Origin of the sequence: Bradyrhizobium sp. CIR18, assembly GCF_014198295.1 — a bacterium.
Taxonomy (GTDB): Bacteria; Pseudomonadota; Alphaproteobacteria; order Rhizobiales; family Xanthobacteraceae; genus Bradyrhizobium.
In genome coordinates, this window is record NZ_JACIHF010000004.1 from 121,329 (window position 1) to 139,565 (window position 18,237).

At 61.5% G+C, this 18,237-nt stretch carries 15 protein-coding genes and 1 pseudogene; 5 read left to right on the top strand and 11 right to left on the bottom strand.

Annotated features, from left to right (window positions below):
• Window positions 1–14: 14 nt before the first annotated feature.
• From GGD65_RS16470 to GGD65_RS16515, 10 genes are all read right to left on the bottom strand, one after another.
• Window positions 15–2,081 (bottom strand): sigma-54-dependent Fis family transcriptional regulator, encoded by a 2,067-nt coding sequence (locus GGD65_RS16470; RefSeq protein ID WP_018319962.1) that lies wholly within the window; start codon window positions 2,079–2,081, stop codon window positions 15–17.
• 103 nt (window positions 2,082–2,184) lie between these two features.
• On the bottom strand, window positions 2,185–2,679 hold the full coding sequence (locus tag GGD65_RS16475) for a hypothetical protein (RefSeq protein WP_183235924.1): 495 nt from the start codon (window positions 2,677–2,679) through the stop codon (window positions 2,185–2,187).
• Between the two features lie 175 nt (window positions 2,680–2,854).
• Complete coding sequence (locus GGD65_RS16480) at window positions 2,855–4,486, bottom strand: molecular chaperone GroEL (protein WP_183235925.1); 1,632 nt, start codon at window positions 4,484–4,486, stop codon at window positions 2,855–2,857.
• Window positions 4,487–4,590: 104 nt separating this feature from the next.
• Complete coding sequence (locus GGD65_RS16485) at window positions 4,591–5,427, bottom strand: metal-sulfur cluster assembly factor (RefSeq protein ID WP_183235926.1); 837 nt, start codon at window positions 5,425–5,427, stop codon at window positions 4,591–4,593.
• Window positions 5,428–5,432: 5 nt separating this feature from the next.
• A complete protein-coding gene (locus GGD65_RS16490) occupies window positions 5,433–6,455 on the bottom strand; it encodes an amidohydrolase family protein (RefSeq protein ID WP_092252091.1) in 1,023 nt (340 codons plus the stop codon).
• Window positions 6,456–6,577: 122 nt separating this feature from the next.
• A complete protein-coding gene (locus GGD65_RS16495; protein WP_018319956.1) occupies window positions 6,578–6,949 on the bottom strand; it encodes an MmoB/DmpM family protein in 372 nt (123 codons plus the stop codon).
• A 6-nt stretch (window positions 6,950–6,955) separates the two neighbouring features.
• A complete protein-coding gene (locus GGD65_RS16500) occupies window positions 6,956–8,026 on the bottom strand; it encodes an aromatic/alkene monooxygenase hydroxylase subunit beta (protein ID WP_018319955.1) in 1,071 nt (356 codons plus the stop codon).
• A gap of 61 nt (window positions 8,027–8,087) precedes the next feature.
• Window positions 8,088–9,128 carry a 2Fe-2S iron-sulfur cluster-binding protein gene (locus tag GGD65_RS16505; RefSeq protein WP_092252087.1) on the bottom strand — a complete coding sequence of 347 codons (1,041 nt, stop codon included), beginning with the start codon at window positions 9,126–9,128 and terminating at the stop codon, window positions 8,088–8,090.
• A gap of 84 nt (window positions 9,129–9,212) precedes the next feature.
• Window positions 9,213–10,883 (bottom strand): aromatic/alkene/methane monooxygenase hydroxylase/oxygenase subunit alpha, encoded by a 1,671-nt coding sequence (locus GGD65_RS16510; RefSeq protein ID WP_091960700.1) that lies wholly within the window; start codon window positions 10,881–10,883, stop codon window positions 9,213–9,215.
• A gap of 1,133 nt (window positions 10,884–12,016) precedes the next feature.
• Complete coding sequence (locus tag GGD65_RS16515; RefSeq protein WP_179731021.1) at window positions 12,017–13,069, bottom strand: NAD(P)-dependent alcohol dehydrogenase; 1,053 nt, start codon at window positions 13,067–13,069, stop codon at window positions 12,017–12,019.
• Between the two features lie 176 nt (window positions 13,070–13,245).
• Between GGD65_RS16515 and GGD65_RS16520 the strand changes: the two are divergent.
• Window positions 13,246–13,716 (top strand): annotated as a pseudogene (locus tag GGD65_RS16520) (MFS transporter); the annotation flags it as partial.
• A gap of 61 nt (window positions 13,717–13,777) precedes the next feature.
• Here the strand turns inward: GGD65_RS16520 and GGD65_RS16525 are convergent.
• The gene (locus tag GGD65_RS16525; RefSeq protein ID WP_018319949.1) at window positions 13,778–14,290 is read right to left on the bottom strand and encodes an Lrp/AsnC family transcriptional regulator; all 513 of its coding nucleotides are present in this window, start codon (window positions 14,288–14,290) and stop codon (window positions 13,778–13,780) included.
• A 135-nt stretch (window positions 14,291–14,425) separates the two neighbouring features.
• On the opposite strand from GGD65_RS16525, the gene GGD65_RS16530 reads away from it, so the two are divergent.
• Genes GGD65_RS16530 through GGD65_RS16545 form a run of 4 tightly spaced genes read left to right on the top strand, consistent with a single transcriptional unit; the run spans window position 14,426 to window position 18,235 of the window.
• The gene (locus tag GGD65_RS16530) at window positions 14,426–14,689 is read left to right on the top strand and encodes a hypothetical protein (RefSeq protein ID WP_157644358.1); all 264 of its coding nucleotides are present in this window, start codon (window positions 14,426–14,428) and stop codon (window positions 14,687–14,689) included.
• Window positions 14,686–15,945: a 3-methyl-2-oxobutanoate dehydrogenase (2-methylpropanoyl-transferring) subunit alpha gene (locus GGD65_RS16535; RefSeq protein WP_183236120.1), complete on the top strand. Its 1,260-nt coding sequence runs from the start codon at window positions 14,686–14,688 to the stop codon at window positions 15,943–15,945. Before GGD65_RS16530 ends, GGD65_RS16535 begins: the two co-directional genes overlap by 4 nt.
• A 3-nt stretch (window positions 15,946–15,948) precedes the next feature.
• Window positions 15,949–16,962 (top strand): alpha-ketoacid dehydrogenase subunit beta, encoded by a 1,014-nt coding sequence (locus GGD65_RS16540; RefSeq protein ID WP_018319947.1) that lies wholly within the window; start codon window positions 15,949–15,951, stop codon window positions 16,960–16,962.
• 1 nt (window position 16,963) lies between these two features.
• Window positions 16,964–18,235, top strand: coding sequence for a dihydrolipoamide acetyltransferase family protein (locus GGD65_RS16545; RefSeq protein WP_183235927.1), 1,272 nt, complete (start codon window positions 16,964–16,966; stop codon window positions 18,233–18,235).
• Window positions 18,236–18,237: the final 2 nt, after the last annotated feature.

An 18,237-nucleotide genomic window follows, 5' to 3' on the forward strand; every position in this document is an offset into this window, starting at 1 on the left:
AGGCTCTCCGATCGCTAGGTCCGGGAACGGTATTGGTGCAATTTGCGGTACAGCGTAGCGCGCGAGAGCCCCAGCTTTTCCGCGGCAGCCGCAATATTGCCGCCGGCGTTTGCGACGGCCCTCTCGATGGCACGCCGCTCCATCTCGTCAAAGCGCGCGATCTCGTCGCCCTCCGATCCCGTCGCGCCGTTCTCCGACTGCACCGACATCGAGGGAGGTTGAGCCGGCGTGACCTCCACGAAATCCTCTGGCAGGTCCCTGGGCGTGACGATGCCGGTTATCGTCATCAGCACCAGGTTCTCAATCAGATTGCGCAGCTCGCGAACGTTTCCCGGCCAGGAATAGCGGCGCAGCAGCTCCATCGTGGCCGCCTCGAAGCGCAGCGGCTGGGTGCTGTAGATCGTAGCGAATTGCCTGTTGAAGTGATCGATCAAGATCTCGACATCGCCCAACCGGTCGCGGAGCGGCGGAATGGTGAACTTGACGACACCAATCCGGAAGTACAGATCTTTCCGGAAACGTCCCTCGGCCACTTCCTGCTTCAGGTTCCGATTGGTCGACGCCACCAGCCTGACGTCCACCGGGCGCGCCTTGCTGTCACCCAGTCTGTACACCGCGCGCTCTTCCAGCACACGGAGCAGGTAAGGTTGCAGGTCCATCGGCATCTCGCCGATCTCGTCCAAGCTGAGCACGCCGCCATTGGCAAATTCGAACCGCCCGGGCCTTCCCTCGCGCGTAGCGCCGGTATAGGCGCCCGGCGCATGCCCGAACAATTCGCCGCCGAGCAACTCTTTCGAAACCGCACCGCAATTGAAGGCAACGAAAGGCTCCTTGCCGGTCTTCTGACTGGCGGCATGAACCAAGCGGGCGAAGAGTTCCTTGCCGACGCCCGTCTCGCCCTCGAGCAGGATTGCTGTCCGGCCAAGCGCCGCCCGCTCAATTTTCTGCACCACCTCAAGCAATGCCTCGCTACATCCGACGATTGCTTCCTTTGCCGATATCAGGGCGGCGCGAGTTGTCGGCGACATCTCGGCTGCAGCAGGATTTGTCCGCGGCTTCGAAGCAAGCACGAGCATTGCGCCTTTCACGACCCCGTCGACGATTAGTGGCTCGATCCGCTGCTCACGCAGCTCCTCGGGCAACCCCTCGGCCAGGTCTTTTCCCAACAGGCCTTCGCGACTTGGAAGAATCTGTGACCCAATGCTCAACTCACGAGACTGCGCGAGCCGACGCCAGCGAGCCGACGCCATGTCGTTGTGATGGACGACCCGACCAAAGCGATCCAGGATCACCACGCCGTCGGCACTGCCCATCCCCGGCATTCGAGAGATGCTCGCCTCGAGGAGCAGTATTCTCTCGAGCCGGATCTTTTCCGAAAGGGCAAGCTCGATATGGTTGGCCGCGATCACCGCCAATGCGACGTTGTGTCGGTGAAAGATCGCCTGGGGTCCGGAAAAATCGATGATGCCGATGATGCTGCCGTCGATCGGGCTGCGAATGGGACTGCCGACGCAGGTCCAGGCCTTGATGCCTTCGGAGAAGTGCTCCGCCGCGTGGACATGGACCGGCTTGCCCGTGACGAGCGCCGTGCCAATGCCGTTGGTGCCGGTCACCGTCTCTCCCCAGTCGGCGCCGACTTCGAGGCGAATATCGTGTCCCGCATCGATCGTCCGCTGGTCGCCCCCGACATCGAGCACGACGCCGTTCCTGTCGGTGATGACCAACATCGTGGCCGCATCGCCGAGGACATCCGCCACCCGGCGAAAGGTCTGAGCGCTGGAGCCGAGCAGGTCGTCGTTCTTCAGACGCAGCTCATAGAGATCGTCCGGCGAGGCGATGAGACCGCTACCCTTGCAACGGGCATCGACGCCCGATTGGATGCTGCGCTGCCACGACTCCTCGATGACGCCTCGCACCAGCGCGTTCTCGCGCTTCGCGTCCCCGAACGTCAGGAAGTTTTCCCACGCCCTGTTGGTCTCTCGTTCATCGTAGGGCCGCCCCTGCTCCGCATCAGTCGCGTCCGGAACTTTGTAGCCTTCCAGGGAAAACGGCGGCTTAGCCATGAACGTTTCCGTCAGCATTGGGGCACCAAATCTGAATGGGCAAACAGCAGCTTGATCGGCAGAAACGACATGAGCCGGACCCGATCGAGATCGATATCCCGCAAGGTCCAGGTCGTGAAGACTATTCGATGCTTCTGGCGATCGCGTCCAAGCCGAGACGATTTGAGATGACCTGCTCCAGCTGCGCCTCCGACGTCTCATCGGGGACGCTCACGCCTTCCAGGTCGACCAGGACCTTGTACAACTCGTCGTCCAGCGGATCGAAGATCCCGTTCTCGCGCGTCGCCAGCGCGAAGCGGCGCGATCGGCCGCTGCCGCGCAGCTCGCCGACAAAATGGAGTTGCCGGCCCGAAGCGAGATCGGCGATCACGACGCGGCCATTAAAGCTGATCCGCAGATAGGGCTCGAGCTCCTTTGGCCGCGCCGGAGACGTGGACCAGAGCTTGCCGGATGGCTCAGGCTGTGAAGGAGGCTTCGGATTGCGCAACTCCTGCCAACGCCCGAGCGTCAGATGATTGGCGAGCGAGTTGATGGTGGTGCGGTTCTTCTGAAGGAAGTCCTTCGCCGCCACCTCTTCGCGGTGCGGACCGTCGCGTTTGGAGATGATGTAGGCCATGTCCCGCTTCCTCCTGCCCGGCTAGTCGGATGTCCGTGGAGGCTTGTTACACGCCTCCTTCGGCTCATGCCGGAGCTTCCAAGATTGTACCGCGTTCCGGATCGTTGTCACCTAAGATATCCCGACCGCTCAAGCCTGAAGCGGTGCGGCGGAACACGAGGTGCGTGCACACGCCTCATGCGCGGCCAAGCTTCTCTGCTCCGCCGCCGAGCGCCGGTCCCTGCGTCGGATCGGTGTATTGCGGCACGTCCGCAACCAGCGTGTTGGTAGTCAGGACCAGCGTGGCGACGGAGGCTGCGTTTCGAAGCGCGGTATACGTCACCCTGACGGGGTCGACGATGCCGGCCGAAACCATGTCGATGAAAACGCCGTTTGCGGCGTCGAATCCAACACCCGTCCGCGAGCTTTGCAGCTCGGCCACGACTTTCTGCGCATCATGCCCCGCATTCCGCGCGATGAAGGCGGCAGGACGCGACAAGGTCTCACGTACCAGCCTGATGCCTTCACCCAGATCGCCATTGATGTTGCCGAGCGTGCGCGCCACCACCGGCGCGCACTGCGCCAATGCCGTGCCACCACCGGGCACGATGCCCTCCTCGGCCGCGGCCCGCGCTGCGCTCAGCGCATCGTCGATCAGCTGGATCGTGCGCTTCTGCTCGACCGGCGTGACGCCCCCCGCAAAGATAACCGCGGTTCCGCCCGACAATTTGGCGAGGCGCTCCTTGAGCTTGTCCTGCTCGATGTTGGGCGGTGCCAGATCGTGCTGCTTGGCCACCTGCTGGCGCCGCGCCGCAATCGCCGCATCGTCGCCACCGCCGCGTATGATGACCGTTTCACGCGCACTCGCCCGCACCTGCCGCGCGGTGCCGAGATCGCCGATGCCGATCTCCTCCAGCCTGCCGCCGAGCTCGCGGGCAATGACCCGCCCGCCGGTGATGATGGCGAGGTCGTCCATCATCGCCTTGCGCCAGTGGCCGTAGTCTGGTGGATTGACCACGAGCACCTTGCCGCGGTTGCCATCGCCCAGCAGCGTGACGACGACCTCCGGCGCGATCTCCTCAGCGACGATGACGAGCGGCCGTCCGGTCGCGGCCACCATCGCGCGGACCGGTGACAGTTCGCCCGGCGTCCTGATCTTCAGGTCGGTCAGGAGAATGTAGGGCTGGTCCAGCACCACTTCCATCTTCTCGACGTCCGTCACCATATGGTGGGAAATGTAGCCGCGGTCGAACGACATGCCTTCGACGACCTCGAGCGTCGTGCTCGTCGTCAGCCCGTATTCGGAACTGATGATGCCGTCCTTGCCAACGCGCTCGACCGCCTCGGCGATCAGACCGCCCAGGTGAGCGTCGGTCGATGCGATCGTCGCCACCGCCTGCAGGGTCTTGCGATCCGTTACGGCGACCGCCGCACCCTTCAGGGTCTCGACCACGACCTCGACGGCCCGGTCGATCCCCTTGCAGAGATCGACGGCCTTGGCGCCTCGCTCCAGGGCCACAACGCCGCCTTGAATGAGGCCGTTCGCGAGCACCATCGCCGTCGTCGTACCGTCGCCGGCGACTTCGTTGGTCTGCATCGAGACCTCGCGCACCACCTGTGCCCCCATGTTCTCGAACCGGTCCGGCAGTTCGATCTCGGAGGCGATGGTCACGCCGTCTCGCGATACGATGGGCGTGCCGATCGGCCTATCCACCATCGCGTTCATGCCCTTCGGACCGAGCGTCGATTCGACCGCGGCGGCGAGCTTCTGGACCCCGCGCGCGAGAGCACGGCGAGCTTCGATGTCATGCAGCAGAACTTTTGGCATTGCGCTTCACTCCCACGTGGTCGTCTCTTGGTCATCGGCTCGGGCGGGCTTGCTGTCCGCTCCGTCTATTGGCGCTCGCAGGCGCTTCGTGTAGCGGCCCAGCCTCACACAAGCGCGGCGGAATGTGTCTTTGTGACCGTCGGCCCGACTGACTGTGCGGCACAACCACTGCCGCAGCCGCCGCATGGCCCGGGCGTCTGGCTCGACCGATCCCCATCGACCTCGCGATAGCGGACCGCAAGAAGCCCTCTGCACAAGGAGCTGTTGAACTCCATGTTGATACGCACGCCTCGCAACCGCTGCAGATACGGGACCATTTCGTGTCGCTTGATGGTGCATCCATCGTAGGTGACAAAGGCGCGATCGCCGGCGAGATTGGCGAGGTTCCGCTCGACCAGAAGCTCTCGATAACGCGGCTTCTGGCGGGCAATTTCCTCCGAGTCGAAGTTGATCGCGTCAAACGTGCTCAGATCCATCCGGCAGATCGCCGGATCCTCATAACCCAGCCCTCGCAATGCCAGTATCATGGTCTCCTGGCGCCGCTCGAATGCCTTGCGGCGAAATTTCTCCCGCAGCTCGTCAAGCGACCCGCCGGCCGCGAAGTCCTTGAGCGCATCACCAAACGACATGCCCTCGCGGACACCCTTGTTGATCTCCTCGGCGACCATGTGATCCCGAAGCCGCGGACGGGCCTCGCGAACCCACGGCAGCGAGGATACCGCCCGGCGCATGTCATCGGCCATCAGGAAGGCGAAGTTCGCCGAACACCAATAGGTCGGCAGACGAAAGACGATCTCGACGCCGTCGTCATGACCGACGGAGACTTGCTCGACAAATCCGAGCTCGGTAACCGACTCGTCCAGCTCGGGATCCGTCACCATCGCAAGGCGCTCCCACACCTCGCCGGTCTTACGATCATGCTGATGTTGGAGCGCGCTCATGATGTCTACTCCGCCGCAGTCGCATGAACCTGCTGCGCAAGCTTCGCCTTCTGTGCCTCGACGTCGACGCCATAGAGGCGCGCCGCATTGAGGCCCAGAATCTTCCGCTTCGCCTGGGGAGTGAGGTCGACGCCGTGCTCCTGCTTCAGGTCTTCCGGCAGCTCGAAGTTCCAGAACTTCTCGACCAGCCAGCGAGGCGTCCAGATCGCGTAGTCGCTGCCGAAGAGAATCTTGTCCTCACCGACCCAGAACAGCAATTCGCTGATCACCTCGGCAAAGTAGCGCGGACGGCCGTGGATGAACGGCAGCGCCACCGCCAGGCCGCCATAGACGTTGGTCTCCTGCACGGCGATCCAGCAAAAATCGTCGAGTCGCGGCAGGCCGCAATGCTCGATGATGAAATTCAGCCCCTGGAAATCGGTCGCGGCATGGTCGACGTCGTGAACATCGAAGGCATCCTTGTCCAACGGAATGATCGTCGGCCCCTTGTGGACGTGGATGTTGGTGATCCCCAGCTTCTGGCAAAGCTCGAAGCAGCGATAGGCGTTGGGATCCGTAAGCTTCCACCCGCGCGAGTCGCCCTTCCACTCGGCCGTATAGAGCTTGACGCCCTTGATGCCGAACGTCTCCTTCATGTAGTGGATGTACTCGAGAGCCTTCTCGCCATCCCGCGGGTCGAAGGCGCCGTTGACGATGAAGCGGTCCTTGTACCTCTTCGCCATCTCTGCATTGCGATCGATGGTGTTGAACCCGTTCTTGTAGAACTCGGTCAGGTAGGTCGACTGAACGACGGCCATGTCGTCCGGACCATCGACGAACAGATCGTGGTACATCTGATCGGCACTGTATTTCTCGAACTGCTCCTTCGGCCAGAGCTTGTCCTTCGGACTGAGCGAGGTGTGATACGCGTAGAAGCAGTCGATGAACTGCTTGCCGTGGATGTTGAGCTGGTTTGCCGGACTACCGTCCCAGAAATGGGTGTGGCCGTCGATAACGAAAACTTCCTCGCCGCTGGGAGTGATAAACATGGTGATCTCCAGGAATCCTTGGTTAGCTCTATTCGATCAATCGATGCGCAGTCGTCGCGCTGGAACGGTTCGAGAAGAGGTGGGGCCACGAAGCGGCCCCACCCAGTCAGGGAGAATGGAGCTCACTCGATGTATTCGAAGACCTCGTCCATGTTGCCGAACAGCGTCACCGTATTGTCGTCGATGCGCACCATCCGGCCGTAGTGGGTCGAGGTATTCACCTCGAAGATCTCGGCCGTCATTTCCTTCCCTAGGATTTCGCTGATCTCGTCCATCTTGAAGATCAGCTTGCCCTCGCCGTCGATGCGGATCAGCGCGGGTTGGTAGGTCACGGTAACGTTCGGCTTCTTTCCCATGAACTCGGCAATGGCTCGCGCCTCGACGCTATCGTTCATGGTGACGCCGCACTGATGGGAAATCGTTTGCTCGAAGCGAAGATCTCCCATCTTCTGGAAGATGTTCTGGTTGGTCGCAGACCTGGAGACGACGGACATTGCAATTTACTCCTTGGGAAGGGTGAGGCCGAGCTCGCCGAGAATCTTCTTGATGCGTTCGACCGACTGCGCACGGGCATCGGCGTATTGCACCGGCTTCGAGTGCGGTTGCGACCAGATCGGCTGAAGGCCGGCCGCCGCCTTGTTCGCCAGCGCCACATGCTTGTTCACCCACCCCTGGAACAGCTTCTTGTTGTGGGCGGCATGCTGATTGTCGGTCACCAGGAGGTGCATCAGATCGATCGTGTTGGCGAGATTTCGCTCGTAATCCGCCTCCGCAGACGAAATCACCGGCGGCGTGATGAAATCGCCGTTCGACGAGGCCACCTGCATCAGGAAACCGCTGCGGAACAATTCGCCGACGAGTGGCTCGAACACGATGTTCGTGGCGAAGTACTGCTCGAGATAGTCGGGCGAGCCCATGATCGATTCGATCGCTTCCCGGGTACCTTGCCAGCCCTTGTCTTCGAGCCAGGCGCGCTTGCCTGCCGCGTCGTCGAAGCCCGGAACGTCCATTCCGATCTCGGCCAGATAGAGGGTGATGTCCTGGGAAAGGCGGAGCTTGTACGACGAGTTGGTCAGCGTCGCGTTGTTGATCATCTGGGTGTAGCCGTAGCGCTGAGCCTGCATCAGCGACGTGCCGAGACCGAACTCGGCATGCTTCCAGGCGCCCAGATGGTTTTGCAGGATCTTGATCCAGGCCTTGTCGAAGCTCTTCGGTGCGCCGGACTTGCGGCCGTTGGCGATCACCGCCTGGACCATCGCCTCGATCCTGGACTGCCGCTGGTAGTGAGTGCGCTCCCACTCCTGGTCGGGGGCGCGGAAGGCGTGCCAGTTCGAGCTGAGCGCCGCCGTGTTGTCCTTGGTGTAGGCACCCTTGCCGTTCGGAAAGGCGATGATCCAGTCCTGCAACAGGTAGCGTTCCGGGTCGGGTTGGACGTCGACCGTCACGTCCTCGTAGTGCGTGGCTCGCTTGCTGCGCGGCTCGAAATACCGATATTTTCGGCTATCCGAGTCCGGGAACACCGCAGAACCTGCTGCACCGGATTTGGCTGATTCAGTTTGAACGGCAGTCATGGTCGTCTTCCTCCTCCTGTTGTCGGGCCTTAAGATGGTTCGCTCGGCGGTCAAAGCCGCCCTAGTTGTTGGCTGGCGTAAACTTGTCGAAGAAGGTTCGGTCTGACTCGACGTCGTTCATCTGCAGTACCGGCGTCAACGCCTCGATCATCGGCGATGGTCCGCAAGCGTAAACGTCGACGTCTTCGCCATATCCGGCGCTGCGAAGGTGCGATCCGACCGCTTCGTGCACGAAGCCCTTCGCTCCACTCCAGGCCGTATCGTCCGCTGCATGGGAAAGAACGGGGACGAAGGTGAACTCCGGATGGTTGGCTGCGAGCTCGGCGAAGCGATCGAGATAGAAAAGGTCGCCCTGCGTCCTGGCTCCGTAGAAGAAGCGCACCGGACGAACTTCCCCGGAGCTGATGTGATCATGCAGGATGGACCACAGCGGCGACATTCCGGATCCACCGCCGACCAGGATCATGGCTCCCGTTTTGTTTTCTCGTCGGAAGCATGTCCCGTAGGGTCCTTTGATTCCGACTTCGGTTCCGACGGCGAGATCTCCGTCGAGTCGCGAGGAGAAGCGCCCGTTGGGATACTTCTTGATGATGAACGCGAGTTTTTGGCTTTCGCCCGGCGAATTTGCCATGGAAAACGAGCGCGTAATCGTCTCTGGTCCCGGGAGCGTGATGTCGACATATTGACCCGCCCAGAACTTCAGAGGTTGCTCCAGTGTGATTTCGAGGCGGCGGATGTCATGGGTCAGCGCAGAGACGTTCGTAACGGTGCCCGTGAAATCCTTGACCGGAATCGACTTCGACAGCACTTCCTCGTCATAGTTGAGGAGCTCCACCTCCAGATCCGAGTACGCCAAGGTCCGACAGAGCAAAATGTAGTCCTGGCCACGCTCCATCTCGTTCAGGGCAAACGTCGAGTATTTCTTCAGCTCCACGTCCCCACCAGTAAGAACGCACTTGCACGCCGAGCACTGCCCCTCCTTGCAACCATGCGGCAGCGCGATCCCTTGACGAAACGCAGCGTCGAGAACGGTTTCGTTCTCCTCAACCTCGAACTCTATGCCTACCGGTTGCAGGCGAACGACATTAGCGGGCGCGCCCATAGGGGCCTCCTCAAACGAACGCTTTCATTTCTTCCGGGGAGCGATCTGGAAGGAGCCGGCCGCAGCCGGCCCCTTCCGTCTCACTTAGTTGCAGGGATTGATCGTGAATCCCTTGCGGTAGTCGGCAAGATGAGTCTCGCGGTCGGCCGGGCTCATCTCCCGCAGCGTCTGCAGCGGGCTCTTGAGGATGTGGCCGCGGACATCGTCGAGCGTCCACATTTCCTTCTGGTCGAACCGCAGATGCGGCTGGGCGACCAGCGTCTTGCCGTCCGTGCGCACGAAGCCGAGATCCTTGATGGCGTCGGCGATATCCACGTTGTGGTAGACGCTCTCCCACTCGCGACGGCCGCTGAACCGTCCCATCGCCGGGGTCGGACGTCCCTGGTACTCGCCGGCGAAGGCTTCGACCGCCGTCCAGCGATCGAGCTCATGGGCGAAGGTGTGCAGCTTGCCGTCGATCTCGTCGGTGACCATGTCCTCACGGATCAGGCATGGAACGAGGCAGGACCAGCAACGATGCGGATAGACGTAACCGACATCGCTGTTGAACAGGATGTTGGTTTGGCCGCGATGCGACAGCTTCTCGTACCATTTCCAAAACTCGCCGAACTGCGCGTACCAGCCCGGATATTTGTGCTCGAACCACTCGAAGTCCTTGTCGGTCTGGGCCTCGATACGCCAGAAGTTCGCCGACCAGCCGACCGCAAAGAACTGAGCGACCTTGTGGACGTAGTGCTTCTCGGTCAGCCGCTTCCAGGCGGTCTGCACGTCGTCATGATGGATCTTGATGCCGTACTTCTCGAGGGGCAGCATATAGGTCCGGTAATAGTCCTCGAAGATCCAGCGGTGCCACATCTCCGCATACGACTCCTTGTTCTTGTCGCGGTTCGTGGTGCCGTATTCGATGAACGTCCCGATCGCCGCGTCGACGATGGCATGGTTCTGCCAGAAGGCATACCGCATGTCGCGTTCGAGCAGCAGGTGGTTCTCCGGCTCCTTCAGCATCGACATCAACATCGAGTGGCCGTTGCCGATATGGCGGCTCTCGTCCGACTGAACCGAAAGGAACACCGTTGGCAGCGCATAGTCGCCGTTGCGCGCCGCCTCCGACGGCATGGCGACGAACAGCGTGTTGGTGAACGCCGTCTCGGCGACGACGGTCAGGTAGACGTTCGCCGACGTGATGGCGTCACCGGTGATGAAGCCTTCACCGAACTGGCGACCGATCGTGGTGGCGTAGCACTTGCCGAACGCCTCCTCCGTGATATCGAAGCCGGCCGGGTCGATGTAATTCTCCATGTACCATTTCTTCAGGTTCATCTGGATGGTCGAGTGACGGAATTCGTCGACCATCTGCATGGTGAAGCCAGTACGGAGATCTTCGCCGGGTGCAAGGCGTCCGACCATCGCCATGGACCGCGCGGCGGAGATTTCCGGGAACGGGATGATCGCCAGGAACAGCTTCATCCACTCGACCCAACGTGGCTCGACATTGCGGAACATGTCGCCGCGAAGCGCGGCATCGAGGGCGCCGTAGACGCGGTTGTCCTTTTCCTCCTGCATCGGGAAATAGGAGCGAAGGACCTGCTTCATCGGATCCTTCGGCGCCTTCGTGATCTTGTAGTCGGTGGGGAAGGTCATCGCTTCCTGGACGTAGGACGGATTCCATCCGAGATCTGCAATCTTCTTTGCAGCCTCACCGACAGAAATGCCGCGCTGGGCGGTGATCTTGTTGAGTGTTAGCGTTCCAGACATCTCGTCTTTCCTCCTGATCGGGTCAGAAACCACATCGATATTCCGCCTGCCTGGACCTTCGCGGACCGAGCAGTGCTTACCCGTGCGTTACGGGCCACCTCGCGACCGTTTGCACGGCCGGACGTTTGATATCGGCAAGGGTCTCAGGATGACTGTGGAACGCCTCAGGGATGATCAGGAGCGATCTTCGGACCCAGCCGTCTTCCGATCGCAATTGAGTCAGCCCGCGCGAGGTTCGCCCTCAGCTTGACATCCCCTTCCCTCGTTCTTTTCGCGGCTCGCCCCGGACGGAGCAGTCAGCGTTGTTGTGCCAAACAGCTTTGCAATGGGCGTGCCAGCGCTCGCTTGCCCCGCCAAATCGATTTCTGACTGCCGGAGGTGAGGATCAGCACTGACGGAGACGTCGCGGCTCCCGGTTGGCGAGCCGCGGAAATGCAAACTGCGACAAGAGTTGCAAAATGAGAATCGGAGCAACGCGGAGACCGCCACTTCGCGGCGCAATGTTTGCGCTGCAGCAGCGCCAGAATTCCCCCGGGCAATACGTTGGGCGCTTTGGGAATTGAACACAGCTCCTCGATGCGACAGACTCTTTCGCGTTGAAGGCCGCGCATTGCCGGAGACCGGTTCGTTGCCTGCCCACTCGGACTAGCGATAGCCCTCAAAACCGGCCGCCTGGCTTGATTGCCTGACCTTCTCGATCCAGCGTTCCGTATACTGGGCGTAGCAATCATGATCGCAGAAAGGGAGCCCGGTGCTGAATTCTCTCAGATAGTGAGCGTGAATGGGCTCTGAGCAAGACATGCAGAACGTCTTCAGCCACGGTGTTCTGCCATTGACGAGGACGAACCTCATACGGCGTTCCTAAGCGATCATATCGATATGAGATTGACAACGATGCAGATTGAGACGATGGCGCACAATGAGACTCCGGAGATCAGACCACTGTCCACCTTTGCGGTGTTTGCACTGCGATATGAGCTTGTGTGAGCCCGATCTGATTGGACTGCTGCAGCGCGTGACGCGGCCGGGGCTCCGGTGACGGCGTCAGACGACACCACGCGAGCATGACGATGGCCGCTCGCTCGATCCATCGCGAGGAAATGCATGCTCGCGATGGATGATGCAGCTATCCTTCAAGGGATCAACACGGCCCGTCCATGAATTTTGCCGGCATTGAGATCGTGCAAGGCCTTATTGGCGTCCGCAAGGCGATACTCGGCCGTGGCAAGCTCAACCAGACCTCGGTCCGCAAGGGCCATCAGCTCGGTTAGTTCGGCCCATGTGCCGACCAGATTGCCGATAATGTTCTTCTCGGTTATCACCATGTCGACTGTCGGCACCCGAATGTCCTCGCCGTAACCGACGACGTAGTAGCTGCCCATCGGACGGGTCATTGCCAGGCCCTTCGACGTCGTGCCCTTCTCGCCGACGAAGTCGATCACTGCTTCCGCACCGTTTCCACCGGTCAGGCCCAGAACGGCTTCCACTTCGTGGCCGTCAGCTTTCACGAGATGATCGGCGCCTGATTTTTCGGCCAGTTGTAGCGATGCTTCGGACTTGTCGACGACAATAATGTCGGCCGCACACATCGCTTTGAGGCACTGGATTCCGATGTGGCCCAACCCTCCCGCACCGATAACAACGCAAGATTCGCCTGGCAAAAGGTGACGCGTGGCCTTCTTGACAGCGCGATAGGCGGTGAGGCCTGCATCAGCGTATGGCGCGACATCCTTTGGCGCCAAAGTCCGTGGCAGCGGGACGATGTTGCGTTCTGAGGTGCAAAGGAACTCTGCATAGCCGCCGTTGCAATCGAGGCCTGGGAACGTTCCAGGACCGTGCATGTCGAATCCTCGGCGACAGGCGAGACACGTCCCGCCGCTGATCTTCGGATGGACGATGACAGGATCGCCCTTCTTTAGTCCCTCGACTTCCTTGCCAACCTCTTCGATCCAGCCTGCATTTTCGTGCCCCATAATGAGGGGAAGCAGCTTGTCACCGCTCGGATCCATGTGCGGCTTCCACACGCCTTCGACGATGTGAAGGTCGGTTCGGCATACGCCCGCACCACCGATGCGGACGATGACGTCCGTTGATTTTGTCAGCTTCGGATCAGGCACCTTCTCTTCCCCGACCCAAAGGTCGTTGGAAAGTTTCTCGTCGTAGGCTCTCAATACTTGGGCTCTCATTTTCTCCTCCGTGCCCCCGGCGAACTTCGGTGCGCCGTCGGGTCATTCGAGCCTCAGCATTTTTTGTGCCAGTAGATTTATGTCGCGGCGCCAACAGCCATTGTCCGAGCCGCGGGTGGACTTTGCTGCGCGGTTGTTTCATCATGGATGAACAGTGACGTCCGCGCTGCAACGCAAAGGCTATCGCGCTGAGCGCGATCTATTTCGGCTTCGTCGGCGCTCTCTACGGCATGCAGTTCTGGCTGCCGCAGATCGTCAAGGCGTTCGGGTTGACCAACGCCCAGACCGGCTTCGTCACCGCGATCCCGTATCTGTTCGGCACCATTGCGATGATCCTGTGGGCGCGGCATTCGGATGCCACCCGTGAGCGAGTGATGCATGTCGGCGCGCCGCTGATCCTGACCGCAATTGCGCTCGCCGTTTCCTCCTATCTCACCGATCCCACCATGACGATGGTGGCGCTGACGGTGGCTGCCGTCGGCGTATTCTGCTGCTTTGGAGTGTTCTGGACCCTGCCGACAGCCTGGCTTTCGGGAACGGCGGCGGCCGGCGCGATCGCGCTGATCAACTCGATCGGCAATCTCGCCGGCTTTGGCGGTCCTTATCTGATCGGCTGGGTCAAGGAAGCGACAGGGCAAACCTCGACCTTGGGGTATGGGGGACTCAGCGTCAGAAGCGATTAGGCGCGACGGAGTGCCTGATCCTTTACTAGACCTGGACCGAGGTCAGCTTCTTCAGGCAGCGCAGCGCAAACGACGACCGGCTGTGGCGGATGCCAGGGATGCGATAGAGCTTTTCGCGCAGGAAGCGTTCATAGCCGGCGGTGCTTTCGACCGCGACCTTCACGATGTAATCGTAATCGCCGGTGGTGAGATAGGCCTCGATCACCTCCGGCAAATTCGTAAGCAATTGGCCAAAGCGCTCGAGCATCTCCTCGTCGTGGCGGTCGAGCGTCAGCTCTATGATGACCGTTTCGGGCAGGCCAAGCTTGTCCTGATTGAGCAGCGCGACGTAGCCATCGATATAGCCCTGCGTCTCCAAACGCTTCAGCCTGTTCCAGCATGGCGTGGTGGAGAGTCCGATTCTGTCGGCGAGTTGCGCCGTCGTCAGGCGCGCATCCTGCTGCAAGGCACGCAGGATCTTGCGATCGATCTCGTCGAGCCGAAGTGCATCCTTGCGCGGAGCTTTGACAGGCCCTCTGGCACGTCCGGTCGATGCCATACCAAGAATCCTATTCTTGCTTTGCTATTCATATTTGGAAAATTCTTACCGCATTTTTAGACTACACCCAGATCAAAAGGACGACAATCCTGGCTTTTGCCAGTACGATGTGCTTACCAAAATGAGACGCATGCGGTGTTTGTTCTCGAACTGCAGACCAGCAATATGCACGCCGCACTCGGCCGCCTGCTCGACCAGACCCGTGTCGCAGGGCTGCCGCTTGCTGCTCTCAGTGCGCGGGCGGATGCGGATGCCTGCCGCATCTCGGCTTCCATAGACATCAATGACCGCGACGTCATCGACCGGCTCGTTCGGCGCGTTGGTGCGTTATTCTGCGTCGATGCAATCGAGGTGAGAGGTGAAAGCCAATGCCCGACCCCAACCTCATCCGTGACATGATCCCGCAAGACGGGGCGGCTCCATCCGCCGAGCATCCGCCACTGAGGCTGCACGTGCCGGAGCCCGCGGTTCGCCCGGGTGGCACGCCCGATTTCTCCAACATCCGCATTCCGCGCGCAGGCCAGGTCAATCGTCCCGACGTCGACGTGGATGCCGAGACGATTCGTGATCTCGCCTTCTCGGTTATCCGCGTGCTCAATCGCGACGGCGAGGCCGTCGGTCCCTGGGCAGGTGCGCTCTCCGACAACGAACTGCTCGAGGGCCTGCGTCACATGATGACGCTGCGTGCGTTCGATGCGCGCATGCAGATGGCGCAGCGTCAGGGCAAGACCTCGTTCTATATGCAGCATATGGGCGAAGAGGCTGTGAGCTGCGCCTTCCGCAAGGCGCTCAATCCGGGGGACATGAATTTTCCGACCTATCGCCAGGCCGGGCTTTTGATCGCCGGCGGCTACTCCCTGGTCGAGATGGCCTGCCAGATCTATTCCAACACACACGATCCCCTGAAGGGGCGCCAGCTGCCCGTGATGTATTCCTCAAGGGAGCACGGCTTCTTCACGATCTCGGGAAATCTTGCCACCCAATACATTCAGGCGGTCGGCTGGGCGATGGCCTCGGCGATCAAGAACGACACGAAGATCGCGGTCGCCTGGATCGGCGATGGCGCAACGGCCGAATCCGACTTCCACGCGGCCCTCGTGTTCGCTTCGACCTATCGCGCGCCGGTCGTGCTCAACATCGTCAACAATCAATGGGCCATCTCGACCTTCCAGGGCATCGCGCGAGGTGGCTCCGGCACGTTTGCGGCGCGCGGCCTCGGCTTCGGCATTCCGGCTCTACGCGTCGACGGCAACGACTACCTCGCCGTCCACGCGGTTGCGAAATGGGCGTGCGAGCGTGCACGCCGCAATCTTGGCCCGACCCTGATCGAGCACGTGACCTATCGCGTCGGCGCGCACTCCACCTCGGACGATCCCGCGGGCTATCGGCCGAAGACGGAGTCCGAAGCGTGGCCCCTCGGAGATCCCGTGATCAGGCTGAAGAATCATTTAATCGTGCGCGGCGCCTGGTCGGAGGAACGGCACAAGCAGGCCGAGGCGGAGATCATGGACACAGTGATCGCGGCGCAGAAGGAGGCCGAGGGCTACGGCACGCTGCATTCACCTCAGCATGCCTCGGCGCGTGACATGTTCGAAGGCGTGTTCTCGGAGATGCCGCCGCACCTGCGACGGCAACGCCAGGAAGCGGGAGTCTGAGCGATGCCGCGCAAAACCATGATCGAGGCGATTCGCGAGGCCATGGATGTGATGATGTCGCGCGATGACGACGTCGTCGTGTTCGGCGAGGACGTCGGCTATTTCGGGGGCGTGTTTCGCGCCAGCCAGGGCCTGCAAGCGAAATACGGAACGAGCCGTTGCTTCGATACCCCGATCAGCGAGCTCGGTATCGTCGGCATCGCAGTGGGCATGGCGGCTTACGGCCTGAAACCCTGTGTCGAAATACAGTTCGCCGACTACATGTATCCGGCTTACGACCAGATCGTCTCCGAGGCCGCGCGGTTGCGCTATCGCTCCAACGGTCAATTCACCTGCCCGCTCGTGGTGCGCATGCCGACCGGCGGCGGCATTTTTGGCGGCCAGACACACAGCCAGAGCCCGGAAGCTCTGTTCACGCATGTCTGCGGTATCAAGACGGTCGTGCCGTCGAACCCACGGGACGCCAAGGGCTTGCTGATCTCTGCGATCGAGGATCCCGATCCCGTGATCTTCCTCGAACCGAAGCGGCTCTATAATGGTCCATTCGACGGTCATCACGACCGGCCGGTAACGCCGTGGTCGAAGCATGATCTCGGCGAAGTCGACGACGGACATTTTGCGATTCCGCTCGGCAGCGCCGCGATCCGCAGGCCGGGTGAGGCCGTCACCATCCTCGCCTACGGGACGATGGTGCACGTCGCCGAGACCGCCGCGACCGAATCCGGCATCGATGCCGAGATCATCGATCTTCGCTCGCTGCTGCCTCTCGATCTCGACACCATCGAAGCCTCGGTCAAGAAGACCGGACGCTGCGTCATCGTGCACGAGGCGACGCTGACCTCTGGCTTCGGTGCTGAGCTCTGCGCATTGGTCCAGACACGATGCTTCTATCATCTGGAAGCCCCGATCGTGCGTGTCGCCGGATGGGACACGCCCTACCCGCATGCGCAGGAATGGGACTACTTTCCGGGCCCTGCGCGTGTCGGCCGCGCATTGATCGAAACGCTGGAGGCTTGAGATGGCCGAGCGCGTGGTCAGGCTGCCCGACGTCGGCGAAGGCATTGCGGAAGCAGAGCTCGTGGAATGGCACGTGAAGGTCGGCGATGTCGTGCGCGAAGACGCCGTGCTCGGTGCCGTCATGACCGACAAGGCGACGGTGGAAATTCCCTCGCCGACGGACGGACGGGTCATCTGGCTCGCCGGCAGTGTGGGCGACGTTCTCGCCATCGGCTCGGACTTTGTTCGGCTGGAGGTGGACGGCAAAAGCGCGCCAGCGGCGGAGGCAGTGAAGTCGGCCTCGTCCACGGCAAGCACTTTGGCCAAAAAGCCAGACGTTGCCGCATGCGCCCCGCGCATGGCGCGCGAGCCGCCCAACATGCTGAAGTCGCAGCCCTCTGCGGCGCCACCCCACCACGCAGGCGATCGGCCTCTCGCCGCCCCCGCGGTTCGGCTCCGCGCGCGGGAGGCAGGCGTCGACTTGCGTCAGATCCGCGGCACGGGTCCCGCCGGGCGGATCACCCATGATGATCTCGACGCCCATCTCGCGCGCGGCCGCACCGGAACGACGGCGACCCCGTATCCAACGCAAACCGCGGTCACCGACATCAAGATCGTCGGCTTGCGACGCAAGATCGCAGAGAAGATGTCCGTTGCGAGCTCGCGCATTCCGCACATCACTTATGTCGAAGAGGTCGATGTCACCGCGCTCGAGGATTTGCGCGCGAAGCTCAACAGCCAGAAGCAGCCGGGTAGACCCAAACTGACAATGTTGCCGTTCCTGATGCGCGCCATGGTGCGCGCGATCGCCGAGCAGCAGCATCTCAATGCCCATTTCGACGACGAGGCCGGGATCGTTCACCAGCACGCAGGCGTTCATATCGGGATCGCCACGCAAACGCCGGCCGGCCTCGTGGTCCCCGTCGTCCGGCATGCGGAAGCGCGCGACCTCTGGAGTTGCGCCGCCGAGGTGGCACGGCTCGCGGAAGCGGCTCGGAACGGCAGCGCCACCCGCGACGAGCTCACCGGCTCGACCATCACCATCACATCGCTCGGCGCGCTGGGCGGGCTCGCGACGACGCCCATCATCAATCATCCGGAGGTCGCGATCATCGGCGTCAACCGTATCGCGATCCGTCCGCATTGGGATGGCGTCGCCTTCGTGCCGCGTCAGATGATGAACCTGTCGTCCAGCTTCGACCACCGGGTCATCGATGGGTTCGATGCAGCCCAGTTCGTGCAGCGGATCAAGACACAGTTGGAGACACCCGCCATGATCTTCATTGACGGGTAGGA